The 24,739-nt window shown below is 66.0% G+C and carries 22 protein-coding genes; 14 read left to right on the top strand and 8 right to left on the bottom strand.

Annotated elements, in window-relative coordinates; genetic code table 11:
• Nucleotides 1-36: 36 nt before the first annotated feature.
• Both recB and recC read right to left on the bottom strand, forming a co-directional pair.
• Entirely contained in the window at nucleotides 37-3,597 is a 3,561-nt protein-coding gene (gene recB / locus FYK34_RS19870) for an exodeoxyribonuclease V subunit beta (RefSeq protein WP_149299518.1), read from the bottom strand.
• On the bottom strand, nucleotides 3,594-6,791 hold the full coding sequence (gene recC, locus FYK34_RS19865) for an exodeoxyribonuclease V subunit gamma (RefSeq protein ID WP_149299516.1): 3,198 nt from the start codon (nucleotides 6,789-6,791) through the stop codon (nucleotides 3,594-3,596). Before recC ends, recB begins: the two co-directional genes overlap by 4 nt.
• 246 nt (nucleotides 6,792-7,037) lie before the next feature.
• On the opposite strand from recC, the gene FYK34_RS19860 reads away from it, so the two are divergent.
• The 10 genes from FYK34_RS19860 (at nucleotide 7,038) to FYK34_RS19820 (ending at nucleotide 14,575) form a co-directional block, all read left to right on the top strand.
• On the top strand, nucleotides 7,038-7,421 hold the full coding sequence (locus tag FYK34_RS19860) for a SirB2 family protein (protein ID WP_149299513.1): 384 nt from the start codon (nucleotides 7,038-7,040) through the stop codon (nucleotides 7,419-7,421).
• Between the two features lie 133 nt (nucleotides 7,422-7,554).
• Complete coding sequence (locus FYK34_RS19855; protein ID WP_149299511.1) at nucleotides 7,555-7,998, top strand: type IV pilin protein; 444 nt, start codon at nucleotides 7,555-7,557, stop codon at nucleotides 7,996-7,998.
• On the top strand, nucleotides 7,995-8,504 hold the full coding sequence (locus tag FYK34_RS19850) for a GspH/FimT family protein (protein ID WP_149299509.1): 510 nt from the start codon (nucleotides 7,995-7,997) through the stop codon (nucleotides 8,502-8,504). Before FYK34_RS19855 ends, FYK34_RS19850 begins: the two co-directional genes overlap by 4 nt.
• Nucleotides 8,501-9,106: a prepilin-type N-terminal cleavage/methylation domain-containing protein gene (locus FYK34_RS19845; RefSeq protein ID WP_149299507.1), complete on the top strand. Its 606-nt coding sequence runs from the start codon at nucleotides 8,501-8,503 to the stop codon at nucleotides 9,104-9,106. The genes FYK34_RS19850 and FYK34_RS19845 overlap by 4 nt, the downstream gene beginning before the upstream one ends.
• A complete protein-coding gene (locus FYK34_RS20600; RefSeq protein ID WP_168209816.1) occupies nucleotides 9,103-10,923 on the top strand; it encodes a hypothetical protein in 1,821 nt (606 codons plus the stop codon). Before FYK34_RS19845 ends, FYK34_RS20600 begins: the two co-directional genes overlap by 4 nt.
• The gene (locus FYK34_RS20595) at nucleotides 10,920-11,294 is read left to right on the top strand and encodes a type IV pilus modification PilV family protein (protein ID WP_168209815.1); all 375 of its coding nucleotides are present in this window, start codon (nucleotides 10,920-10,922) and stop codon (nucleotides 11,292-11,294) included. Before FYK34_RS20600 ends, FYK34_RS20595 begins: the two co-directional genes overlap by 4 nt.
• 79 nt (nucleotides 11,295-11,373) lie before the next feature.
• Entirely contained in the window at nucleotides 11,374-12,390 is a 1,017-nt protein-coding gene (ubiU, locus tag FYK34_RS19835) for a ubiquinone anaerobic biosynthesis protein UbiU (protein WP_149299503.1), read from the top strand.
• Between the two features lie 13 nt (nucleotides 12,391-12,403).
• Nucleotides 12,404-13,336, top strand: a complete 933-nt coding sequence (locus FYK34_RS19830) for a U32 family peptidase (RefSeq protein ID WP_149299501.1) — start codon at nucleotides 12,404-12,406, stop codon at nucleotides 13,334-13,336.
• Nucleotides 13,323-13,751: a ubiquinone anaerobic biosynthesis accessory factor UbiT gene (ubiT, locus tag FYK34_RS19825; protein WP_149299499.1), complete on the top strand. Its 429-nt coding sequence runs from the start codon at nucleotides 13,323-13,325 to the stop codon at nucleotides 13,749-13,751. Before FYK34_RS19830 ends, ubiT begins: the two co-directional genes overlap by 14 nt.
• A 65-nt stretch (nucleotides 13,752-13,816) precedes the next feature.
• Nucleotides 13,817-14,575: a GGDEF domain-containing protein gene (locus tag FYK34_RS19820; protein WP_149299497.1), complete on the top strand. Its 759-nt coding sequence runs from the start codon at nucleotides 13,817-13,819 to the stop codon at nucleotides 14,573-14,575.
• A 47-nt stretch (nucleotides 14,576-14,622) separates the two neighbouring features.
• On the opposite strand, the gene FYK34_RS19815 is transcribed toward FYK34_RS19820, so the two are convergent.
• Complete coding sequence (locus FYK34_RS19815) at nucleotides 14,623-15,594, bottom strand: LysR family transcriptional regulator (protein WP_149299495.1); 972 nt, start codon at nucleotides 15,592-15,594, stop codon at nucleotides 14,623-14,625.
• 623 nt (nucleotides 15,595-16,217) lie between these two features.
• Here FYK34_RS19815 and FYK34_RS19810 point away from each other — a divergent pair.
• Nucleotides 16,218-17,015: a LuxR family transcriptional regulator gene (locus FYK34_RS19810; RefSeq protein ID WP_168209814.1), complete on the top strand. Its 798-nt coding sequence runs from the start codon at nucleotides 16,218-16,220 to the stop codon at nucleotides 17,013-17,015.
• Here the strand turns inward: FYK34_RS19810 and FYK34_RS19805 are convergent.
• On the bottom strand, nucleotides 16,936-17,589 hold the full coding sequence (locus FYK34_RS19805) for an acyl-homoserine-lactone synthase (protein ID WP_149299491.1): 654 nt from the start codon (nucleotides 17,587-17,589) through the stop codon (nucleotides 16,936-16,938). The genes FYK34_RS19810 and FYK34_RS19805 overlap by 80 nt on opposite strands.
• 279 nt (nucleotides 17,590-17,868) lie before the next feature.
• On the opposite strand from FYK34_RS19805, the gene FYK34_RS19800 reads away from it, so the two are divergent.
• On the top strand, nucleotides 17,869-19,224 hold the full coding sequence (locus tag FYK34_RS19800) for an aldehyde dehydrogenase family protein (protein WP_149299489.1): 1,356 nt from the start codon (nucleotides 17,869-17,871) through the stop codon (nucleotides 19,222-19,224).
• Between the two features lie 45 nt (nucleotides 19,225-19,269).
• On the opposite strand, the gene FYK34_RS19795 is transcribed toward FYK34_RS19800, so the two are convergent.
• The 4 genes from FYK34_RS19795 to FYK34_RS19780 all read right to left on the bottom strand — a co-directional run bounded on the left by FYK34_RS19795 (nucleotide 19,270) and on the right by FYK34_RS19780 (nucleotide 22,647).
• Nucleotides 19,270-20,715: a hypothetical protein gene (locus tag FYK34_RS19795; protein WP_149299486.1), complete on the bottom strand. Its 1,446-nt coding sequence runs from the start codon at nucleotides 20,713-20,715 to the stop codon at nucleotides 19,270-19,272.
• 75 nt (nucleotides 20,716-20,790) lie between these two features.
• Entirely contained in the window at nucleotides 20,791-21,459 is a 669-nt protein-coding gene (locus FYK34_RS19790) for a GNAT family N-acetyltransferase (protein ID WP_231137323.1), read from the bottom strand.
• 62 nt (nucleotides 21,460-21,521) lie between these two features.
• Complete coding sequence (locus FYK34_RS19785; protein ID WP_149299482.1) at nucleotides 21,522-22,265, bottom strand: GNAT family N-acetyltransferase; 744 nt, start codon at nucleotides 22,263-22,265, stop codon at nucleotides 21,522-21,524.
• On the bottom strand, nucleotides 22,255-22,647 hold the full coding sequence (locus tag FYK34_RS19780) for a rhodanese-like domain-containing protein (protein WP_149299480.1): 393 nt from the start codon (nucleotides 22,645-22,647) through the stop codon (nucleotides 22,255-22,257). The genes FYK34_RS19785 and FYK34_RS19780 overlap by 11 nt, the downstream gene beginning before the upstream one ends.
• Nucleotides 22,648-22,737: 90 nt before the next feature.
• Between FYK34_RS19780 and pdxR the strand changes: the two genes are divergently transcribed.
• Nucleotides 22,738-24,180, top strand: a complete 1,443-nt coding sequence (gene pdxR / locus FYK34_RS19775) for a MocR-like pyridoxine biosynthesis transcription factor PdxR (protein ID WP_231137322.1) — start codon at nucleotides 22,738-22,740, stop codon at nucleotides 24,178-24,180.
• On the top strand, nucleotides 24,177-24,677 hold the full coding sequence (locus FYK34_RS19770; protein ID WP_149299477.1) for a DUF523 domain-containing protein: 501 nt from the start codon (nucleotides 24,177-24,179) through the stop codon (nucleotides 24,675-24,677). The genes pdxR and FYK34_RS19770 overlap by 4 nt, the downstream gene beginning before the upstream one ends.
• Nucleotides 24,678-24,739 lie beyond the last annotated feature (62 nt).

Raw genomic sequence — 24,739 nt, 5'->3', positions numbered from 1 at the left:
TTAGTTGCAGTCTCCGGTAGTCAGCATTGCGTAAAACTACCGATCCCTCTTGAGCAAACCATCCAGCGCGTCCAGCAGCGCCGCGCTCGGCGCGTCCGCCCACACGCCGCAGCCGGGCTCGCCCATGCCGCGCAGGAACAGATAGCGCACGCCGCCGAAGCAGCCGTCCCAATCCGCGCCGCGCGCGGCGAAGTAGCGGCGCAGCGCCACCAGGTAAATCAGGTACTGCAGGTAATAATGCTCCCGCGCCACCGCCTGGACCAGGCTGTCCTCACGGTAAGCGCCGTAGTCGTCGCCCAGGTGGTTGGACTTGTAGTCGATCAGGTAGTAGCGGCCGCCCGCCTCGCACACCAGGTCGATGAAGCCCTTGAGATAACCCTGCACGCTGGCAAAATCCAAGGCCGCCGCGGCCTGGCGGAACGGTTCGGCCAGGCCGTGCTCCGGCTTTTGCAAGACGGCGATCAGCGCGCCCACGTCCAGCTGTTTGACCGGCAGCGTGAACTCCAGCTCGATCAGCCGCTTGCCGTCCGCCACCTCGCGCAGCCGCGCGCCGGGCGCGATTTCGGCGTTCAGCGTGGACAATATCAGGTCGCAGCCGGCGTCCAGCCATTCCTCCCCAAAACCATGCCGCGCCAGCGCGCGCGCCACCGCCGCGCGGATCTCGTCCTCGTCCGCGCCGAAGCCGATGTTCTCGAAGATTTCATGCAGGCAGACGCCGGCCTTGGCCCCGCGCGGGAAACGGAAGCGGTCCCGCGCCGGTTCCGCCGCCGGCTCTGCGGCCGCCTGCCGCGCCGCGCGGTCGTAATCCGGCGCTTCGGCCAGATGGCTGCCGGCGTCATGGGTCAGCGACGTGAAGCTGGCGATGCGCCAAGGCGTGTACAGCTTGCGCGCGAACGGCCGCGCGGCGTAGACGCGGCCGCCGTCATGGCTGCCCGCCAGCGCGCTGGGTTCAACCTCCGCCAGCCAGCGCGCCGCCTCGCCGCGGCCGGCCAGGAAATCGCGCAGCTGCGCCTCCACCATGCCGCCGTCCAGCTCCAGCGCCTCCAGCGCCGCCAGATCGCGCGCGCCCGGCGCGTGCAGCAGCCAGGACAGCGCGGCGGTCTTCAGTTCCCTCACCCAGCCCCAGGCGATGTACTGCCGGTACTGGGCGCGGGTCAGCGCCACGTACAGCAAGCGCAGCTTCTCCGCCAGCAGCTCGCTGCGCGCCGCCTGCTTCACCGCGTCGTCGGCGGCCGCCTCCGGCGCGAGCCAGGGCTCGTCGCCGTCGTGATAGCTCCAGAAGCTGGCGCCGCGCCGCTCCAGCGCGCCATTCCACAAGAATGGGCAGAACACCACCGGGTACTGCAAACCCTTAGACGTGTGGACGGTGACGATCTTCACCAGCGCCGCGTCGCTCTCCAGCCTGAGCGCCGCCTCCTCGCCGCGCGGCGGATCGGCGACGCGGGCGGCGAACCAGGCCAGCAGCGGCGCCATGCCCTGCCGGCTTTCGCTCTCTTGCTGGATCAGTTCGGCCAGGTGGCCCAGATTGGTCAGCCGCCGCTCGCCGTCCGGCAGCGGCAGCAAGCGCTCCGCCGCGCGCTCGCGGGCGAACCAGTGCCGCCAGGCGGCCATGAAGCCGCGCTCGCGCCAGCGCTGGTGGTCGTCGGCGTTCTTCAGCAGCTGGGCTTCCCAGCGTGTCTCATCCTCCAGCTCGGCCTTGATCTCCGCGGCGTTCAAGCCCGCCAGCTCGGTGGCCAGCGCGCGGCGCAGCCGGCCCTCGTTGGCCGGCTCGGCCCAGGCGTGCAGCACGGCCAGCAACTCGCCGGCCTCGCGGCTGGCGAACACGCTCTCCTGAGTCAGCGCCACGCTGGCCACGCCGCGCGCGCGCAATTCGCCGCGCACCCGGTCGCCCTGGCTGTGGGTGGCCACCAGCACCGCGATGTCGCCGCCGGCCAGCGGCCGCCGCGCCTCGCCCTGGACGATGGCGGCGCGGCCCTCGCCCGCCAGCGTCAGCAAGCGGGCGATCTCGTTGGCGCAGGCTTCGGCCGCCGCGCGTTCCGCGGCCTCCTTGCTCAATTCTTTTTCGCCGGCCTGTATCCATTGCGCGTTGAACGGCGCGCGGTCGTCATCCACTTCCAGCCTGCCGCCGGACGAGGGACTGGCCGCCACCGGCTGGTAAGCGATGCCGTCGAGCAGGAACGGCAGCTCGCGGCCGAACAGCGCGTTGACGGTGGCCACCAGCGGCGCGTCTGAGCGGCGGTTGGTGTCCAGCGTGTACTGGCGCTCGGCGTCGTGGCGCGCCGCCAGGTAGGCGAAGATGTCCGCGCCGCGGAAGCTGTAGATCGCCTGCTTGGGATCGCCCACCAGGAACACCGGCCGCGCCTCCTCGACGAAGCAGCGGCGGAAGATCCGGTACTGGGTGGGATCGGTGTCCTGGAATTCGTCGATCAAGGCCACGGCGAAGCTGTCCGCCACCTGCGCCGCCAGCAATGGGCCGGTTTCCGGGTGCGCCAGCGCCGCGCCCAGGTCGGTCAGCAGGTCGTCGAAGCTGCGGCTGCGCTCCACGCCGCGCCGCCGCGCCAGCTCTTCGTTGGCCCAGGCGATCAGCTCCAGCTTGAGCCCGGCCAACGACTTGGCCACCTGCTCCAGATACGCGCCCCAGGCGTCGAGCCAGGCTTCCACCAGTTCGAACAAGGGATGAGCCGGCGGCTCGCAGCCTTTCTTCATGCCCTTGGCCAAGGCCTCCGGCAGCAGTTTTTCCATCAGCTTGCGGCTGTCGCTGTCCAGCTCCGGCAAGTCGTCCGGCTGCGCCAGCCAGCCGCGCAGCGCGTCGGCGGCGCGCGCCATGGTGTCCGGCCGGTAGATATTGGCCTTGAAACCGGGGTGGTCGAGGAACCGCGCCAGCCCCTCCTCCACCCGCTCCGGCGCGGCAGCCAGCCGCTGCCATCGCTCGCTCGCCGTCCGTCTCGCCGTCTCCAGCCCCGCCGCATCCGGCGCGCGCAGCTTCAGATACGGTTTGGACAGATAGGGGCGGATCTCGGCCAGCCAGGCGTCCGGCGTTTCCCCGCGCTCCACCAGCACCTGGGCCAGCAAGGGCGCGGCGACGATGCGGCGGCGCCAGAAATCGTCGACGATCTCGGCCAGCCGGGCCGCGTCGTCGTCCACCAACTCGGCCTGAAAGGTCTGGCCGCTCTCGAACGCCGCGTCGGTCAGCACCCGCTGGCAGAAGCCGTGGATGGTGTAGATGGCGGCGGCGTCGAAGCCGTTGACCGCGGCAGTCAGCCGCTGGCGGGCCACGTCACGCGCCGGGCCCTCCGGAAAGCGCGCGGCCAGCGTCCGCAAAAAATCGTCCCCGTCGGCCTTGCCGTCCAGCAGCGCCAGCATCTCGGCCAGCCGCTTGCGCAGCCGCTCGCGCAGCTCGGCGGTGGCGGCCTTGGTGTAGGTCACCACCAGCACCTGGTCGATCAGCGGCGGCGGCGCGCCATCGCGCTCTTCCAGCAACAGCCGGACAAACAGCGCGGCGATGGTCCAGGTCTTGCCGGTGCCGGCCGAGGCCTCGATCAGGTTGACGCCCGCCAGCGGGCAGTTCAGCGCGTCCAGCGCCTGCATCGCGCTCATGCCCCGTCTCCCAGCAGCCGTTCCGCCAGCGGCAGCAGCAGCGTTTCCGCCAACTGGGCGAACAGCGGATCCTCCAGCGGGTCTTGATGACGGAAGGCCAGCGCGATCGCCGGCTCGTCCTTCTGCGCGATGCCGTCGCCCTGGATGAAATTGGGCTCCCACTTCTGCCTGGCGGCGGCCAGGGCTTTTTCGCGGTTTTCCGGCGCTTTGGCCAGCGCCTCGGCATAGGCCCAGCTGGTGCGGCCGAAGAAGGGCAAGGGCTGGGCCTGGCCCTGTTGCCAGCGGACGAGCCACGGCGCCAGCAGGCCGGCGGCGTCGATCTCGTCGCGCAGCACGGTATTGCCGGCGTCGTCATAACAGGCGCTGTGGCAGGCGATGCCGGGCGGCCGCGCCGCGCACAGGATCAAATGGCTCAGCCACAACGCGACGCGCTGGGCGGCGTTCATCTTGCCGACAATGAAATCCAGCCGTCCCTCCGGCCGCAGGCCGTACAGCTCCCCCACCAGAGTGAAGCCGGATATCTGCAGATGCACCGGCTGCGGCGGCAGCGGCTCTTCCCGCAACGCGCCCGGCAGCCTGCCTGCCAGGCGCAGGCTGGCGCGCCCCTCCTCCTGCAGCCAGGCCTGGCCCAGCTCCCCGGTGGGCAACAGGCCGGCGGCGGCCACGCGCTGGCGCACCGGCTGCGGCGGTTTGCCGTGCAGCATGGCCTCCACCAGTTGGCGGCGCAGTTCGCGGCTGGCGTCGCGCGCCATCGCGAACGGCTCCCGCGCCGGCTGCGCTTCGCCCTGGTAGGCGACGCGCAGCGCCAGCCGGTCCGCCAGCCAGGCCCGCGCCGGGTTCTGCCAGAAGCGGATGAAATCGTGCAGATTGACCACCGTCGCCGCCGCCTCGTCCGGCAGCGGCGCGATGAAGGGCGCGGGTTTGGCCGGCGGCGCGGCCAGCGCGGCGGCGAAGGCCGGCTCGAAGCTGGCCAGCCGCGCATCGCCGCCATCGAAAGCCCGGGGCGAGAACGGCTGCAGCGGGTGGCGCAGCGTCAACCGCGCCGCCATGTCCTCGCCGCACATCGCCGACAGCGTGTCCAATAGCTCGGACACCAGCGGCGACGGCGGCAGCGGCTCGCCGCTGCGCGCCGACTGGCCGACATAGGACAGATACAGTTTGCCCCGCGCCGACAGGATGGCCTCCAGGAACAGGTAGCGGTCGTCGAAGCGGCGCGAGCGGTCGCCGCGGCGCGGATTGCGCGCCACTAGGTCGAAGCTGACCGGCCGCTCGTCGCGCGGGTAGGCGCCGTCGTTCATGCCGATCAGGCACAGCGCCTGGAATGGTATCGAGCGCATCGGCACCATCGCGCAGAAAGTCACGCCGCCGGACAAGAAGCCCTGGGCCGACGACAGCGACAGCTTGCGCAGCAGCCAGTCGCGCGCCACCGCCAGGCCCGCCTCTTGTTCGAACCCTGCCAGCTCGGCGTCTTCGGCCAGTTCGCCGAAGGCCTCGCGCAGCAGCTCCAGCGCGGCTTCGTCGTCGCCTTCGGCCAGGAACAGCGCGTCGCAGGCCCAGTGGAAGCGCTGCGCCCAAACTGCCGGCGCCGCCGGCCGCGCCCATTCGCGCGCCAAGTCGTCCAGCGCGTCGTAAAAATCGGCGAAGCGCGCCAGCGTCTCGCCCAACTGGCCTTGCGCGGCGGTGTGCGGCAGCAGGCCGGCGAACAGGCCGGCCTCGTCGCCAGCCAGCGCCGGCGGCAACACGGTGCCCAGCAGCAGCCGGTCCAGCCCCCAGCGCCAGGTGTAGGCGGCCTCGGCCGGCAGGCCCAGCGCCGCCTTGTGCGCGGCGTCGCGGCCCCAGCGGATGCCGGCGCCGCGCACCCAGTCCTGGATGAAGCCGAGATCGGCGTCGGCCAGGCCGAAGCGCGCCAGCAGCGCCGGACAGTCCAGCAGCGCCAGCACTTCGTCGGCGGCGAAGCGGGAGTCGGCCAGCTTCAGCACGGCGGCGAAGGTGGACAGCAGCGGCTGCTCGCGCTCGACGCGGCGGTCGGCGATGCCGTAGGGGATGTTGGGCGCGTCGTCGCGGCGGCCGAACACCGCGTCGATATAGGGCGCGTAGGCGTTGATGTCCGGCGTCAGCACCGCCACGTCGGCCGGGCTGAGCTTGGGATCGGCCGCGAACATCGCCAGCAGCCGGTCCTTCAGCGTTTCCAGCTCGCGCATCGCGCCGTGGCAGGCGTGCACCTCGACCGAGTCGTCGGCCGGATCGTACGCACGCGGCAGCTGCGCCGGATCATTGAGCTGCAGGATGTCGCGCTGCAGCCGGGCCAGCAGGCTGTCGCCCTTGGGCGCGGCGAACAACGGCCGGGCGTCCAGCTCGGCGTCTTCGGCGATCAGCTCGAAAAAATCCCGCCCCTGCTTGCCCAGGGAGGCCAGCAGCGGATGGCCCTGGGTTGCGAACAGGTCGCCGGCTTGCCTGAGCTTGAGCATGCGGCGCGCGTCGACGATGTCGCCCCAGTAGGCTTCGCATGGATTCAGCGTGAACAGGCAGACGTCGGTCAGCTCGGCCAGGCGCTTGACCAGGGCCAGGTACATCGGCGCCAGGCTGGCGATGCCGAACAGCGTCACCCGCTGCGGCAGGTGTTCTGTTTTCAGCGCGGAGAAGAACTGGTCTAGCATGCGCACGCGGTGGCGGCCGGGATCGCTGTCGGCCAGCGCCCGCCACAGCGCCGCCTGCCAGGCTTCGTCCTCGCCCAGGCCCAGCAGCTCGCCGGCCTCCCAGGCGCGTATCCAGTCGGGGCGGAACACCAGGTATTGGTCGAAGATGTCGGCGATCTTGCCGGCCAGCTCGAAGGCCGCCGTCTCGCCGCCCTGCAGATAATGGATGACCGGCTCGAAAGGCTCGCCCTCCAGCCGCGGCAGGAGGGCGAGCAGCCGCCAGGCCAGCACTTCGGGCACGAAAGCGGACTTCTTCGGCAGGTCCGGCATCACTTTCTGCATCAGCCGCCAGGCGAAGGCGGCCGGCAGCGCGAAGTCGATATTGGCCGCCACGCCGGCCTCGCGCGCCAGGTCCAACGTGATCCAGCGCCCCATGCCGCGGCTCTGCACGATGACGGTTTCGGCGGCGAAGGGGTCGGCCAAGGGCATGGCCTGAGTCATGCCGCGGAACAGTTCGCCCAGTTGCTCGAGTCGATTGGATTGGTAGAGGAACAGCATGGGATGCGCAGCCGGGTGGGATATGGGCCGATTGTAGCATTGAGCATGGCCACGAAAGGGGCTGGCCACGCTTATTGATATGGATCAACGCAACACAATACCAATAAAATACCATATGCAAAATGAATTGCACTGATTTGTCGTCGCCCACTGCCGCGTTACGGCGCAGACAGGCTAGAAAACGCCGGCCGTCGCCTATAACATGGCCGGCATCGGCGCGTCGCGCCCTCTTTGCCCATACCTGCCATGTATCCATACCTGATCGTCAAGCACGCCCACATGGGCTTTGCCTTGCTGTCCATCTTGCTGTTCGCCGCGCGCGGCGCGCTGGTGTTGGGCGGCCGCGGCCACTTGCTGCAAAACAAGCCGCTGCGCATCCTGCCGCATGTGATCGACACCCTGCTGCTGGGCTGCGCCATCGCCCTGGTGATAATGGGCGGCTGGCCGATCCTGCAAAGCCCCTGGCTGATGGCCAAAATCGTCGGCCTGGTCGCTTACGTGGCGCTGGGCAGCGTCGCGCTGCGCGGGCCCACGGCGCGGGCGCGCGGCTTCGCTTTTGTCGCCGCGCTGGCGGTGGTGGCTTACATCGCCTGGGTGGCGCTCACCAAGTCCGTGCTGCCAGGAGCGTGAGCGGCGGCGCAATCTTGACTGTACTGATTGAAACTTCTAGGACTCAGTTAGAGATGCCTCCGCTAGAGCCGCGCCTTGCCGCGTTCTCGCGCCCGCCCCGCCCCCTGCCATCGTTGTCGGAGCCTGCGGCCTGATGATCAGTTTCCTTCGCCCCTCCCCGCGCGCCGGCGGTTTTTCCTTGCTGGAACTGCTGATTGTGCTGACCCTGGTCGCCCTGTTGCTGGGTTTCGCCATTCCGGGCTACCAGCACTATATGCAGCGCAGCCGCCGCAGCGACGCGCTGGACGCGCTGTACCGGCTGCAGCAGGCCCAGGTGCGCTATCGCGGCTTCCACACCGGCTATGCTGGCGCCTTGGCCGATTTGAAAACGCCGTTTGCCAGCGGCAACAGCACCCAGGGCTACTATCGGTTGGAAACCGGCACGCCCAAGGGTGAAGAAGCCTACAGTTTCTTCGTACGCGCCCAGGCGGTCGCCAACGGCGCCCAATCCGGCGATGCGGACTGCCAGACGCTCACGCTGAACCAGCGCCAGCAAACGGTGACGCTGGAGCCGCCGGCTTGCTGGAGCGGTCGATGAAACACAAGCTGCGCGGCGTCACCCTGCTGGAGCTGCTGGTGACGCTGACCCTGTTCGCCCTGCTGCTCACCCTGGCGCTGCCCGCCGTCGGCCAATGGATCGCACGCCAACAGCTGCAGGGCGCGCTGGACGATGTCCGCCAGAGCCTGGAGCTGGCGCGCCGCTCCGCCACCACGCGCCAGCGCCTGGTCTGGGTGGAGTTCAGCCAGCAGAATGGCGGCTGGCTGATGCGGGTTTCCGAACAAGCGGCCGGCGCCGGCTGCGACAGCCAGCACGACCTGCGCTGCATCGGCAGCGAACAGCACGCCGGCATCGTCCTGAATCCCGTCGGCCAGACGCTGCCCTTGCGGTTGGCGTTTTCCCCGCTGCGCGGCATGCCGCAGGATGTCGGCGGCAACGCCATCAAGGAAATCGACCTGCGGCTCAGCCGCGCGGCCTGCCAGCCGGCCACGCTGCAGCTGCTGTCCACCGGGCTGATCCATAACGAAGCCGTGCGCTGCCCATGAGCCGGAAAACGATACGCGGCGTCAGCCTGCTGGAGCTGCTGGTGGGCATGACCATAGGCCTGTTGCTGCTGCTGGCCATGTCCACCTTGCTGGTGGGCCTGCTGGGCAGCCAGAGCCATGACCGCCGCCAGGCCCAGCTGGGTGCCATGCTGGACGGCGCGCTGTCGCTGATGGCTATGGAGCTGCGCCGCGCCGGCTATTGGTCCGGCACCGGCGCCGTCAAGGATAATCCTTTCGGCAAGCTGTATATCGAAATGGGCGGCGCCTGCCTGCGCTACGCCTATGACGCGCCGCCGCCGGCCAAGAGCGACGGCAAGCGCTACTTCGCCTTTCGCCTGAAGCGCGACGCCGCCGGCCAGGGCCGCATCCAGCGCCTGGCTGCGGACCAGGCCGGCTGGAGCTGTTCCGCGCCGGACGCGCAATGGGACGACCTGAGCAAGCCGGAGATCGGCGTCATCGACGCCTTGCGCTTCGCCCCGGACGGAGCCGACGCCATCTCGCTGAGCGTCAGCGCCCGCGTCCCGGCCAACCCGGACGATGAAAAGCTGGACATCCGCACCAGCGTCACCCTGCGCAATCAGCCCGTGCGGGAGACAAAATGAACGGCCGCAGCCGACAGCGCGGCTTGGCCACGCTATTCATGGCGCTGACGCTGCTGGCCATCGCCAGCCTGGTGCTGCTGTCCGCCTCGCGCCAGCTGATCCTGGCCCACGCCAACGCGCAGAACCAGCATCGTTACCACCAGGCGCTGAACTATGCCGAGGAGGGCTTGCTGGCGGGCGAGGCCATGCTGGCCAAGGGTCAAGCCTTCCCCAAGACGGCCGCGGACGGCCGCTACCAGGTCAGCCGCGTCGACCAGGGCAAAAATGGCGTGATGCTGATCAGCGTCGGCCGCTACGACGGCCACCAGGTGACCGTGCGGCGGCTGTTCCTGCAAGGACAGGGCGACGAGGGCGCGCGCGATGCGCTCAACATCGTGGGCGACCTCGATCTGGGCGGCGATTTCAAACTGATCAGCGACACGCCGGTGAACGTCACCGTGGACGGCAAGGTGGCGCTGGGCGGCAGCGTGCTCAACATCGACACCCTGCAAAGCACCGGCGACATCACCGTCAGCGGCAACCAGTCCATCAATACCTTGCACTCCAACGGCAATATCGAACTGTCCAACGGCCGCTACCAGACCGTGAAGGCCATGGGCAATCTGACGCTGAGCGGCAGCGCGATGATAGAGCAACTGGCGCGCGTCAACGGCAACGCCCGCTTCCTGAGCAGCCCCGGCGGCCAGTACGCGGTCCGGCAGGCGCAAGTGAAGGGCAATGTCGAAATCAACAGCGGCGGGGCCAAGTTCGGCGGGTTGGAGACCGAGGGCAAGGTGGACATCCAGCAGTTTGGCGGCATGGAAGCGCTGCGAGCGCTGGGCGACCTGCTCATCCAGGGCTGGGGCGCGCCTATCGACGGCGTCGTGGCCGGGCGCGTCGGCTACAACGTCAACAATCCGGACATCCGCGTCCGCCTCGACCCCAAACTGCAAGTCAAACTGCAGCCCGTGCCCAGGCTGGACGTCACGCGGCCGCGCATCGACGCCTACGACTTCCGCGGCGAGGCCAATTACCGCTTCGAGCGCGACGCGCAAGGCCGCATCCTGGTGACGGTGCGCCAGGTCAACAATATTCCCGACGGCAGCTACCAGCTGGGCAAGGCGGCGGACAGCCAGCAGCCCAACCATTTGTGCCGCGAGCTAGACGGCGCGGGACGCTGCCTGGGCCACGGCCCCAGCTATTTGATCTGCAAAGGCTACGATCCCAACACCAGCGACTGTTTCGCCGGCAGCGCGCCGGGCAAGTGGAAGCTGGCCGGCGCCACCATGGCGCCCGGCGTGCTGTGGTTCGACGGCGATCTGGAAATCGGCAGCGGCACCTATTACAACAGCTTTCTTGCCACCGGCCACATCGCCACCAGCGGCCAGCATGTCAGCTACGCCGTCAATTACGCCGGCACCATCGGCATCTGCAGCAATAGCGACTTCCCGCTCAACGCGCCGCGGGACTATTGCCAGGGCAAAATATTCAAAGGCCGCCCCGTGGGCAATATCGTGCTGCTGGCCGGCGGCTTTCGCGGCGGCAAGTTCCAGGGCGGCAACATCACCCTGGGCGCGTCCAGCCAGGTCTTCGGCAATGTATGGGCCGGCAATCTGCTGAATGCCGGCGGCAGCACCACCATACACGGCTATATCAGCGCGGCCCGCCAAGGCGACGCCAGCGGCCATCACGAATGGGGCGGCAGCGTCACGATGGACCTGAGCGACCTGCCCGACTCCTTCCAGCCCGGCGACACGCCCAGCCAAGGCGGCGGCAGCGGCGGCAAGACGCTGCAGGCGCTGCCCTACAGCTGGATGGACAGCGGAGCCGGCTCATGAAACGCCTGGCCGGCTTCACCCTGCTGGAAATGATGATCACCCTGCTGGTGCTGGCGGTGGGCGTGCTGGGCCTGCTGCGGCTGCAGACCGAGCTATTGCACAGCCAGATCGCCGCCAACGACTACAACACCGCCACCAACCTGGCCCAGGCGGTGCTGGAAGAAAGACACAGCGGCGCGCAGTTGAGTTGCCTGGGCGCCAGCTACGCCCCCTACCAGAGCAGCGGCCCGCTGGCCCGCTTCCAGTGCCTCAGCGCCGCCGCCGGCGGCATGCTGACCGTACGCATGCGCTGGACCGACAGCCAGGGAGACGCCAACGAACTGAGCCTGAGCGCCCCTATCTTGCTCCAAACCGCGCCGCCGCCCAAGTGAGCCGCGCGCTTGACTCAAGACAAGGGCCGCTCCGGCCGCCTCTGTTACTGTCGGCGCATTTCCCTCACCCCAGACTCCCATGCCAGCCAGACAGCCTCTGCCGGAACTGGTGTGCCCCGCGGGCAGCCTGCCCGCGCTCAAGGCCGCCGTAGACAACGGCGCCGACACCGTGTATTTCGGCCTGAAAAACGACACCAACGCCCGCAACTTCGCCGGGCTCAATTTCGACGACCACACCGCCCGCATCGGCATCCGCTACGCGCATGAGCGCGGCCGCAAAGCGCTGCTGGCCATCAACACCTATGCCCAGGGCGGCGACATCGCGCGCTGGCAGCGCGCAGTGGACCAGGCCGCGGACCTGGGCGTGGACGCGGTCATCCTGGCCGACCTGGGCCTGCTGGCCTACGCCCGCCGCCGCCACCCCGCGCTGCGGCTGCACCTGTCGGTGCAAGGCTCCGCCACCAACCACGAAGCGCTGCAGCTGGCGCACGAGCTGTTCGGCATCCAGCGCGCCGTGCTGCCGCGGGTGCTGACGCTGGAGCAGGTGCGCCAGGTCATAGCGCGCAGCCCGGTGGAAATCGAGGTCTTCGGCTTCGGCAGCCTGTGCGTGATGGTGGAGGGCCGCTGCCTGCTGTCCAGCTACGCCACCGGCGAATCGCCCAACAGCCACGGCGTATGCTCGCCGGCCAAGCACGTGCAATGGCTGCAAGGGCCCACTCACCTGGACGCGCGGCTCTCCGGCATCCTGATCGACCAATACGGCAAGGACCAGCCCGCCGGCTACCCCACGCTGTGCAAGGGCCGCTTCGAGGTCAACGGCGACACTTATTACGCGCTGGAAGAACCCACCAGCCTCAACGTGGTCAGCATGCTGCCGCAGCTGCTGGACATAGGCGTGGCCGCCATCAAGGTGGAAGGCCGCCAGCGCAGCCCGGCCTATGTCGCGCAAGTGACGCGGGTGCTGCGCGAGGCGCTGGACGCCGCCGGCCGCGAACGCCAGCGCTTCATGGTGCAGCCCGCCTGGCAACAGGCGCTGAGCAAGGTGGCGGAAGGCTGCCAGCAAACGCTGGGCGCGTATAACCGCCCCTGGAAATGAGACCGAGGACGCCATGCAAGCCATCCCATTGAAACTGTCGCTCGGCCCGGTGCTGTTCTTCTGGAGCCGCGACGACATCCTGCGCTTCTACGCCGACGCGGCCGGCTGGCCCGTAGACAGCATTTACCTGGGCGAAGTGGTGTGCGGGCGCCGCCAGCAGATGCGCGCCCAGGACTGGATCGCCCTGGCTGGCGACCTGGCCGCCACCGGCAAGGAAGTGGTGCTCAGCAGCCAAGCCCTGATCGAAAGCGAGTCCGATCTCAAGCGCCTGCGCAAGCTGGTGGACAACGGCGAACTGGCCATCGAGGCCAACGACCTGGGCGCGGCGCGTCTGGCGCGCGAGCAAGGCCTGCCCTTCGTCGCCGGCCACCACCTGAACATCTACAATGCCGACACCCTGGCCCTGATGCGCAGCCTGGGCGCCTACCGCTGGCTGCCGCCGGTGGAAATGAGCCGGGACATGCTGGCCGGCGTGCTGGACGAAGCCGCGCGCCAAGCGCTGGACATCGAGACCGAAGTCTTCGCCTGGGGCCGGCTGCCGCTGGCGCTGTCCTCACGCTGCTTCACCGCGCGCCACTACAACCTGAACAAGGACGACTGCCAGTTCCGCTGCCTGGAGCATCCGGACGGCATGAGGCTGGCCACGCGCGAAGGCCAGCCTTTCCTTGCCCTCAACGGCATCCAGACCCTGTCCGACGGCTGCCACTCCCTGCTGCCGCATCTGCGCGAGCTGCAAGCCATCGGCGCGCGGCGCATCCGCGTCAGCCCGCAGTTTCAAGGCACGGCGCAAGTGGTGGAGGCCTGCGCCCAGCTGCTGCAAACACCGGAGCGGCAAGACGAACTGCTGGCCAGGCTGGCGCCGCAGGCGCCCGGCGCCCTGGTGGACGGCTACTGGCGCGGCGCCGCCGGCATACAAGCCCTGGAGAATCATCATGCGCATTCCTGACCTGACGCTGCCGGCCCCGCTGGGCCGCCTGCTGTCCAAGCTGCCCGCCACGCCGCCCAGCCAGTTGCTGGCCGGCTCGCTCAATCTGCTGGCCAAGCGCGGCGTGCTGCCGGTGGACATGGCGCTGCTGGAGGGAAAACACTTCGAAATCCAGTTGCTGGACGCCGGCCTGACCCTGAGCCTGGCCGCCACGGCGCATGGCTTCACCGCCTCGCGCGGCCCCGTCGACCTGACCCTGGCGGCGCAATGCGCGGACTTCGCCCGCATGCTGCTGCGCGAGGAGGATCCGGACACGCTGTTCTTCAACCGCAAGCTACGCATAGAGGGCAATACCGAACTGGGACTGATCGTGAAGAATCTGCTGGACAGCATAGACTGGAGCGAAACGCCGCTGGCGCGGCTGATGGTGGCCTGAAGCCATCTTGCCCCTGCCCTCGCCATGGGCTAGCAAGAAGCTAGCACTACGATGAATGGGGCACCATGAAATACTGGCCGTACAGCCAGCGGCGCATCTGGGTGGAACTGGCCTGGATCGCCGCCTTCAATCTGGCAAGCTTCCTGCTGTTTGGCTACCTCGACCTGTTTGAGCTACTGGACGACTGGTTCCACCGCCACCCCGACTCCGAACTGGACGAAGTCCTGCTGGTCAGCTTCACCCTGGCCATTTCCATGTCCGTGTTCGCCGTGCGCCGGCTGCGCGAAGCGCGAGTCCTGCTCAAGGCGCTGCGGCGCCAGGCGGAGCGAGACGAAGTCACCGGCCTGGTCAACCGCCGGCGCGCCAACATCGTGCTGCGAAGAGAAACCGAGCGCAGCTTCCGCTCCAACCGCCCCTTCTCCGTGCTGCTGATAGACCTGGACCACTTCAAGCGCATCAACGACACGCACGGCCATCTAGTCGGCGATCGCGTGCTGCAACGCTTCGGCCACGCGCTGCAACAGCGGGCGCGTCAGCTGGACACCATCGCGCGCTGGGGCGGCGAGGAGTTTCTGGTCATCTGCCCGGAAACCGGCCAGATCGGCGCCCTGCAACTGGCGGCCGACATCTGCCGCCTGCTGCGCGAGTTGGACTTCGCGCCGGTGGACACAGTCACTGCCAGCATAGGCGTCGCCACGCTGCAGGAGGACGACACGCCGGACAGCCTGGTCCATCGCGCCGACATGCGCCTGTACGCGGCCAAAGAGGCCGGCCGCGACCGCATCGTCGGCGAGTTTGGCGACGACCACGCGCTGAGCGCATGAAAAAGGCCGTCGCGCGGCGACGGCCTTGGCCATAGGACAAACAGCGCTCAAACGATGCCGATGCTCTGCTGCAGCGCGCTGCGCTTGGCGCTGAGGTCCAGCCCCGGCAGATCGGCCATGATGTCCGGATGGTCCGACAGCTTCTCCACCACAAAATCGACGAAGACGCGGGTACGCGGCGCGATGTGGTCGCGGTGCGGGAAGCAGATGTAGATGGAGCGCTCCACCGACACCATATCGGTCAGCACCGGCTCCAGTTCGCCGCTGCGTATCAGGTGCACCACCTCATGCCCCGGCAGCTGCGCTACGCCCATGCCCAACCGCGCCAGCTCGGCCACCGCCTCCATGTCGTTCAAGGTGTAAGTGCCGTTCACCTCCACCGGGATGCGTTCGCCCTTGCGGTCGAACTCCCACTTGAACAGGCGGCCGGAGGTCGGGAACTGGAAATTGATGCAGTCGTGGTTGCCCAGTTCCTCCGGCGAGGTCGGCCGGCCGTGGCGGTCCCAATACTCGGGCGAGGCCACCACGTACAAGGGCATCTGCGCCAGGTTGCGCGCCACCATGCGGCTGTCCGGCATCATGCCGGTGCGCACGCCCACGTCATAGCCATCCTCGATCAGATCGCTGAAATGATCGTCCAGGCCAAAAAACACGCGCACCTTGGGGTAGCGTTCGCAGAACTCGCCCATGATGGGCAGAATGAAACGACGGCCGAAGGAGTTGGGCATGCTGACCCGCAGATGCCCGGCCGGCTCGTCGCGGCTGGCTTTCAACTGATTGATCGCCGAATCCAGATTATTGACCGGGCCGCGGCATTGGGCATAGAAACGCCGCCCATCCTCGGTCAGCGTCAGCTGACGCGTGGTCCGGTTGAACAGTCGCACTTCCAGCTCCTGTTCCAGTCTGGCTATGCTCTGGCTGATGGCAGCCGGCGACACGCCAAGCTTGCGGGCCGCATCGGAGAAACTGCCGTTTTCAGCAGTGGTCATGAAGACCATTAGCGCTTTTAAGGTATCCATAGGCGAGGAGATTCCTGAACTGGCATGCTTGCCCGGCAAGCCTCAAACCACTGAGACCATGGCCAGGCATAGCCGTTCACAGGATTGAAGTGAACACTTTAAAAAGATTCCATCAATCCTGGATGATATTGAAAATTCTTCTAAAAATACGGTCATCACGTCGCCGGCTCACGCCACCGCGGCACTACACTTCCCCATCGCCCATCCTGCCGGGCGTCCTCAATCTATTTTTTATGCGAAGCAATTATGCGCTTTAAAGCGTTTGCTTGCCAGAATTTATTAGCTTCCACTTACAATTTATGCCAATGGATTGATCAAAAAACGCGACAGCCTCCCATTCCAGCCTCACCCGCCGGCAGACAAATCCCAATAAAGAACATAGAAAATGTCAAGAAAATATCAATGATGGAAATATTTCCCCATTAACAAAACATGAACGCCAAACAACAAGACCGTGATTTATCAGTAGTTTTCCCAGGAACAATCGCCTGCAAGTTTGGTATACTTACCAACAAAAAAACAACAATGCATATGTTTTTTTGAGCGCGAATTCTTACATGCGCCAAGCATGTAGGCTACTATCTGCTGCGCGTATCGGACATAAACCTAAGGATGACCCGCTCATGGCGATCTCTAAACCCATCAATGCAAGACCTCTACCTGCCGGCCTCACCAGTTCGCAGCAGTGGACTTTGCTGGAATGGATACACATGGCGGGGCACATCGAGACCGAGGGCGAGCTGAAAGCCTTTCTCGACAGCATTCTGGCCCAGGCCCCATCCGACAAACTCATCCTGGTCCTCGGCCGCCTCAACAACCAGAACCAGATTCAGCGCATGGAAAAAGTGCTCAACGTCAGCTACCCGTCCAGCTGGCTGGATCAATATGCCGAGGAAAACTTCGCCCAGCACGACCCCATCATGCGCATTCACCTGGGGCAAGGCCCAGTGAGCTGGGAAGAACGCTTCAGCCGCGCCAAAGGCGCGGAAGAAAAACGCTTCGTGGCCGAAGCCACGCAGAACGGCATGGGCAATGGCATCACCTTCAGCGCGGCCTCGGAACGCAACAACGTGGGCAGCATCCTGTCCATCGGCGGCCGCGAACCCGCGCGCAACGCGGCGCTGGTCGCCATGCTCAACTGCCTGACGCCTCACCTGCACCAGGCGGCGGTGCGCATCGCCAATCTGCCGCCGGCCTCCCCCAACAACATGCCGCTGTCGCAACGCGAATACGACATTTTCCATTGGATGAGCCGCGGCAAGACCAACTGGGAAATCGCCACGATTCTCGACATCAGCGAGCGCACGGTGAAATTCCACGTCGCCAACGTGATACGCAAGCTCAATGCGAATAATCGTACTCACGCCATAGTGCTTGGCATGCATCTGACACAGACACCCCGGGACATAGTGAGTGAATGAGCTCCGGCGGCGCCTGCCGCCAGTCTAGCAGGCCCGTCATCGACATCACCCCGCCATCCAGCGGCAGCGGCACGCCCACCGGCACGATGGGAAAACCAAACATCACCAGCCGACGATAAAACACCGGCTGCACCACGAAATACATCCAGCGCACGCCGCGGATTCTGGACCAAAGCCAGGCCCCCAGATACAACATCCTGGCCGCCATGACGGACTCCCGCCCCCCTAATGCCTCCCGATCTATGGCCAGGCGCGTGATTTCCGAATACTCCCTGCCCTTGACTATCGTCTCGCCGCGCGGCAACAAGCGGGAAAACTCTGCCTCCAGCATGAAGGGGGATTCGCCCCCCGTCAGGCGTATGGCGCCCACCACCTCCCCCGCGCGATACAGAGCCAGGTTATCCGAGAAATCATCGTAATCATCGCGGTCCAAGCCATCCTCGCATACCGGCACCCAGCCCAGTTGCTCCCGAAATATCTTGTGGCGGAACGCCCATAGCGCTTCGCGCTCTGCGGCGGACTCAACCACATCCAACACCAGGTCATTCAACTGCAGCGGGAAAAATGCTTTCATTTCAGCCTCCTATTCTTAAGCCTGTTCAGGCAGCCGAAATGTAAAACCGCCTCTCCACGCGGAAATCTGGCCAAACGGCCAGGAGTCAGCGCAAACCAGAAACCGCAGGCAGGCAAATTGGCTGAAATGAATATTAGGCGCCGTCGACAGCCGCGCCTTTCCGGAAAAACACCAGGCAAAGCAGATTGAAAACAGTAGCTTACAAAACCCAACATTAACAGGGGATGGGTTCATGGCAATTTATTTGTTACATTAACTTTTTTCAGCCATTCCAGCGCCATGACTGCATTCACCAGTTGCAACCCTGCCACCGGCGAGGTGTGCTTTACCCGCTCCGCCTGGACTACGGACACGCTCGCCCATCAGCTCGAACAGCTCCGGCGTGCCCAGCGCGACTGGTCGCAACGCACGGTCGAGCAGCGCGCCGAAGCGTTGCTGAAACTGGCGGAAAAACTGGCGGAGAACCGGGACGCGCTGGCTGACCTGGTGACCCTGGAAGTGGGCAAACGCACCAGCGAATGCCTGGCTGAAATCGACAAGTCCATCCAGCTGATACGCTATTACGCCGCGCTGGCGCCGGAGTTGCTGCAAGCACTGCGGATTCCGACCCAGGCCAGCCGCAGCGGCGTCGCTTTTGAACCCTTGGGCCTGGTGCTGGCAGTCATGCCCTGGAACTACCCGGTCTGGCAGGTGCTGCGCTTTGCCGTGCCCGCCCTGATGTCTGGCAACGCCTGCCTGGTGAAGCCGGCGCCATCTGTGCCGCAATGCAGCCAGCTGCTGCTGGACATTGTCCTCGCCTCCGGGCTGGAGACCCTGGGCATGGCCTGGATAGATACCGAGCTGGTTGAGGAAGCCATCCGCCATTGCGATGCCGTCGCCTTCACCGGCTCCACCCACACCGGCCGCACCATCGCCTCGCTGGCAGGCAAACATTTGAAGAAAACCGTGCTGGAACTGGGTGGCAGCAACCCCTTCATCGTGTTGGCCGACGCCGACATTACCGCCGCCGCGCGCGACGCCGCCCATTCGCGCTTCCGCGATGCCGGCCAAAGCTGCAATGCCGCCAAACGCATGATCGTGGTGCCGCAAATCGCCGAGGCCTTTGTCGAAGCCTTCTGCGCCGAGGCCGCGCAATTGCGCGCCGGCGACCCGCGCGATCCGGCCACCACGCTGTCCCCGTTGACGCGCGCCGACCTGAGAGAGGCGCTGCACGCTCAGGTGCTGGATGCCTGCCATCATGGCGCCGTGCTGAAGCTGGGCGGCCAGATGCCTCACACGCCGGGTTTTTTCTATCCCGCCACCGTGCTGGACCATGTCACGCCCGCCTGCCGCGTCTATCACGAGGAAGTGTTCGGCCCGGTGGCCAGCATCTTGCGCGCCGCTGACGAGGCCGACGCCATCCGTCTGGCTAACGATACGCCGTTTGGCCTAGGCGCCAGCGTCTATAGCTCCGACCAGGAGCGAGCCTGGCAACTGGCTCGGCAGATCGAGGCCGGCGGCGTGTTCATCAACCGGCATACCAGCTCGGACCTGCGCCTGCCGTTCGGCGGCGTGAAGGCATCGGGCTATGGCCGCGAGCTGTCGGAATTCGGACTGTACGAATTCGTCAACGTCAAAACCTACTGGCAAAAGTAACGCAAAAGGGGGCCTAAGCCCCCTGTTGGATGATGCGCCCCGCGCTCAATGCAGCCTGGCCACGCTTTGCGATAGCGGAACGCCCGCCTCGCGCAGGCAATCGGCCAGGTCGCGCCAGGCCGCGTCCCGGTCCGGCGCCACGTCCGGCACCACCAGCCAGGGCACGCGCGCCGCAGCCTCCTCGCTGCCCTTCACCCGCAGCATGACGTCAAAACCCTGGATTTCCGGCTGATATTCGGCCACGGCCTCCAGCTTGTCCAGACCGCCCTGGCTACTGGCCAACAGCGCCGCGGTCACGCCCAGACGCTTGCGGTTCCAGGCGCGCATGCCGCTGTTCAAAGCCTCCCACCATGGCAGCGGCGCAAACAGCTCCGCCTCGCCATATTCCATTTCCGCGGCGACGGCCTGCTGCACCAGCGGCATAGCCACATCAAGGGCGCGGCGGGCCAATCGGCGCGCCTTTTCCATCGGCAGCGCGCCGCGCTCCACCAGGAACGGAATCCAGGCCATCTCCAGTTTGGGGTCCTGGGTCTTGCGCGCCGCCTCATAGGTGGCGCGGGACGACTCCGGATCCAGCGGCGCGAAATCGCAGCCGGCATCCATCACCGGCGCCAGCTGCACCAAGTCCTGGCAGCCGCGCTCGTTCAGCATCTCCACGGTAAACAAGGTAGGCGAAATCCACAGAATGGACTTCTCCGGCACTTCCAGCGCATCGGCCAGCGCCACTTCCAGCGCCTCAAGCCGCGGGAAATGCCACCATACGCCGCCCTGGGCGCGGGAAAAGGCAAACGGCAAGGCCCATAGCTCGAATGACACCACCGAGCCGTCCTTACGCATCACCTCCGGGAACGCCACGGCGTCGCGCGCGCTGTTGATCAGCAACTGGCGCGCCTCGGGCTCGCTCAGCAGGGACAGCTGGGCCTCGGTGAATACCGCCTGATCGCCCGCCAACAAGGCCAGCTGCACCGCGGCAGCCAGCTGCATGCCGCCGACCGGCGTGCCAACAGCTTGCCGCGCCTGCTGCGCCAGCTGAGCGACTGCGCGCTGGCGCTCAGCGGGCGGCAGCGGCTTGGTCGGCCCCATGCGCATCTCGCGCGGCGGCGGCCCGGCGGCATCGCGCTCCATATAGGCCTTCTGCAGCCGCTGGTAAGTCCGCATCGCCTCGTCGCAAATGTCTTGCAACTCCCCGGCGCTCGGTTCGATCTCGTCGTAGAAATTGAAGTCGAACAGTCGCAGCCGCAAATTGCAGACATAGACCGTGATCTTCTCCTCCTCGTCGTACAGCATCGCGCTCGCCAACTCCTCGCGCTCGCGGCCGGGGAAGTCGGTATCGTCATTGCCCACCAGCCGGCAGATGAAGGCGGGTGACTCGGTATGCATCAGGTATTCGCAGCCTTCCAGGCCTTGCTCATCGACGGCATCGCCGAAAATGAAGCGGCTGGGCAGAAAGGGCTCGCCCCGGATGCGGGCGTTGCGCGGCAGAGATTTCATCAGACAACACTATCAACGATTACAAGCATCTATTGTAGCGCCGCCATCCTCTCGCATGAAGCCCGACGCGCGACATCACCCAAATTCAGCTAGACTGCGCCGCTGCTGGCCCGCCTCGTCAAAGTTATCCGCCGCCAGCCAGCGCTCCAGCGCCGCCCGCCGCGCCGGCCATTCGTGGTCCAGCATGGAAAAGCAGGCGGCATCGCGATTTCTGCCCTTGCTGACACGGCGCTGCCGCCATAAAGCCTCGAACGTGAAGCCCAGCCGCAGCGCCGCGCGCGCGGAAGCCTCGTTATGCGCGTCGCAACGCCACTCGCAACGCCGGAAACCCTGTTCGAAAGCCTGCCGCAACATGAGATAAAACATCTCGGTCGCCGCACGGCTCCGTCTCACTTCGGGGGAGAGATGCACGCCGCCGATTTCCAAAACGCCATCGGCAGCGCAGACATGGAGATAAGACGCGATGCCGCACGCCAGCCCGGTCTTAGCCGAAACCAGCGCGTAGTAATGCGCATGCGCCCGCGCCGCGAAACCAGCCAATGCTCTCGCCCAGTCCTGCTGGTCGGGGAATGGCCCTTGGTTGAGATAGGTCCAGCCGGCGCCGTCCGTTTCGCGATGCAGGCTAGAAAACAGCGCCGGACCATGCCGTTCCGCATCCAGCGCCTCCAGCCGGCACCATCGGCCCTCCAGCCGCTGCGGCGGGGGCCAGTCAGCGCCACGCCAGTCCGCCAGCGCATGGCCCACGCGCTGGCCATGCTCATTCCGCGCCCAAGGCTGCAGCAAGCCGCTCCAGCTTGCCGTCCGGCTCATTGCCCGGCCTCAACCGCGAAATCGGCCAAGCTGCGCCGCTGCCGCCCCTGCGCATCGAAATTGCCGTCGTCCAACCACGCTTCCAGCGCGCGCCGCCTCGCCGGCCACTCATGATCGAGGATGGAAAACCAGGCGGTATCGCGATTGCGCCCCTTATTGACGCGCGCCTGCCTAAACAATCCCTCGAAGGTAAAACCCAGCCGCAGCGCGGCCTTGACCGAAGGCGCGTTCTGCGCGTCGCACTTCCATTCATAACGCCGGTAGCCCAGCTCGAAGGCCTGCCGCATCATCAGGTACATCGCCTCGGTCGCCAGCCGGCTGCGCTGCAAGCGCGGCGAGAAATTGAGAAAGCCCACCTCGATGCAGCCATCGGCCGGCGCGATGCGCAGATAGCTGCACAGCCCGATGGCCACGCCGTCGGCGGCATCGACAATGGCGTAGAACTGCGGATCCGCCTGGGCAACGCTGGCCCGCATCCAGGCCAGCCAATCCTCCAGCGCCGCAAACGGGCCATGGCTCAGATAAGTCCAATTGGCGCCGCCTGGCATCTGATGCAAAGCGTCGAACAACTGCGCGCCATGCAGATCGACATCCAGCGGTTCCACGCGGCAATGCCTGCCAGGCAAGGCCAGATGCGGCGGAAATGCCGCGCCTTTCCAGTCCGGCACCGGCAAACCAACCAGCTGACCGGTGGCGATCCGCTCCGCCGGCTGAACCAACGCCTCCCACTCAGCACGCATCGCACACCTCCTTGCCGCAGCCTGCATCACGGGTGGTGGCGTAGCCGTCACGCTTCCACCAATCGAGTCCGCCCTGCAGCTCCTTGACCTGGAAACCCAGGCGAGTCAACTTCAGGGCGCCCTTGGTCGAAGCATTGCAGCCGATGCCATCGCAGAAAGTCACATAAGTGACATCGCGCGCCAGATTCGCGGTGCTCTCCTCCGTCATCAAGCGATGCGGCAGGCTGATCGCGCCGGGGATGCTCTCATGAGCAAACGCCTCCGCGCTGCGCGCATCCACCAGGATCAGGGAATGCTCCCCCGCGGCGATCACGTGCGCCACATCGGCGGCATCCATTTCATAAGCCAACTTGGCGGCGTAAAAGGCTTCTTGGCTGATCATGCCCTGGCTCCCGTTCGTAACAATGCCTGCATCGTACGTCGGATTTAGTACTATCATAAGCGCCACATTCACAGAAATGATGGAACCACTTTGTCCGATGACTGGCTGTGCCGCTACCTGCTTGCCCGCATGCAACGCGGGCAAGGCGAAACCCTGTCGCGCCAACTGTATCGCCTGCTGCGCGAACTGATCCGTCAAGCCAGGCTGGCGCCCGCCAGTCCATTGCCAGCCAGCCGACTGTTGGCCGAATCGCTTGGCCTAGGCCGCAATACCGTGCTGTCGGCCTACGATCAACTGATCGCCGAAGGCTATCTGGAGAGCCGGCATGGCTCCGGCACCTATGTCTGCCGGGCTTTTGCCGCGGTGGAACCGATGTCCGCCAATATGCGCAGGCAGCTGTCCCGCCGCGGCAGCCAATTGCAAATGCGCAGCCGCGTGCCCGCCGCCAAATTGGGCGCCTTCATCCCCGGCCAGCCGGAACTGCAGCAGTTTCCGCATCAACAATGGCAACGTTGCCTGGCGCGCGCTCAACGCAAGGCGCCGCTGGAGTGGATGCACTATCCACGCCAAGGCGGCTTGCCTGCCCTGCGCCAGGTGCTGGCCGAATACCTTTTCCTCACCCGCTCCGTGCACTGCGTGCCCGAGCAAATCCTGATCACCTCGAGCACGCAAGCCAGCCTATCGCTATGCGCCAAGCTGCTGACCGATGCCGGCGACCATGCCTGGCTGGAAGAGCCCGGCTATGCCGGCGCGCAAGCCGCCATGCTGGAAGCAGGCCTTCAATGCCATCCGGTTGCCGTCGACACCCAAGGCATGCGCGCCGACAGGCTCGCGCCCGCCCCCCGAATCATCTATGTCACACCCGCCCATCAATATCCCACAGGCGTGGCCATGACCCTGGCGCGCCGGCTGGAACTACTCAAGCTGGCCAGCCGGCACGACAGCTGGATCATAGAGGACGACTATGACGGCGAGTTCTGCCATACCGCTAACCCGCTTGCCGCTCTGCAGAGCCTGGATCGGGAACAGCGCGTCATCTATCTGGGCACCTTCAGCAAAGTCATGTTTCCCGCCCTCAAGCTAGGCTACTTGGTGCTGCCTCCGGAACTGGTCGACCCCTTCCGCGCATGCCAAAGCCGATTGCAAGGCGAAACCAGCTATCTGCAACAGGCTGCGCTGGCCGACTTCATCGAACGCGGCCACTTCGCTCGCCATATCCGCGCCATGCGAGAAATCTATGCCCGTCGTCAGGACTTGCTGCGGCACGCGCTGACCCAGCTATTGGGTTCAAGCTTGCCGCTCTCCGGCGGCGATGCCGGCATGCACCTGCTGGCCGGACTGCCCTTGGGCTTCGATGAGTGGGCATTGCAAGCGGCCGCAGCCGAACAAGGCTTATGGCTCAGGCCGCTGGCTCGCCACTACTTAGCGCAGCCCGACCGCAATGGCCTGGTACTGGGCTACGCGGCGGTGCCGGATGAGCGTATCCTGCCCGCAGCGCAACAGTTGGCCAAACTCCTGGAAAAACAGCTATGACGAACCCGCCCAAGCTATTGATCAGCGCCTGCCTGCTGGGTCAGCCCGTCCGTTACGATGGCCAGTCCAAACCCATGCGTTCGCCTGCCTGGCAGACCCTTCAAGAAAAGTTTGAGCTGATTGCCGTCTGCCCGGAATGCCTAGGTGGCTTGCCCACCCCCAGACCGGCAGCCGAAATCCATGGAGGACAAGGCGAGGACGTCCTCAATGGGGCTGCCTGCGTACAAACCAACCACCAGCAAGACGTGACCCAGGCCTTTATCTCAGGCGCCGAACAAGCCCTGGCCGTTGCGCAAAGCCATGGCTGCAAACTGGCCCTACTGAAGGCAAATAGCCCATCATGCGGCAATCGCCAAATCTACGATGGCAGCTTCTCCAAGCAATTGCGGCTAGGAAGCGGCGTGACGGCCGCCTTACTGCAACAGCACGGTGTGGCAGTTTGGAACGAGGACGAGTTGGCTGGCCTGTTGGCCACTGCAAAAGGCCGCAAAGAATAAAACAAAGCCCCGGCAGGGCATCCTGTCGGGGCGGGTTGGGGTCGGCGCGCGGCGCCAATGCA

It is taken from the genome of Chromobacterium paludis (genome assembly GCF_008275125.1).
Taxonomy (GTDB): Bacteria; Pseudomonadota; Gammaproteobacteria; order Burkholderiales; family Chromobacteriaceae; genus Chromobacterium; species Chromobacterium paludis.
Note: the sequence above shows the minus strand (reverse complement) of the source record. Positions and strands in the feature narration are given on the sequence as shown.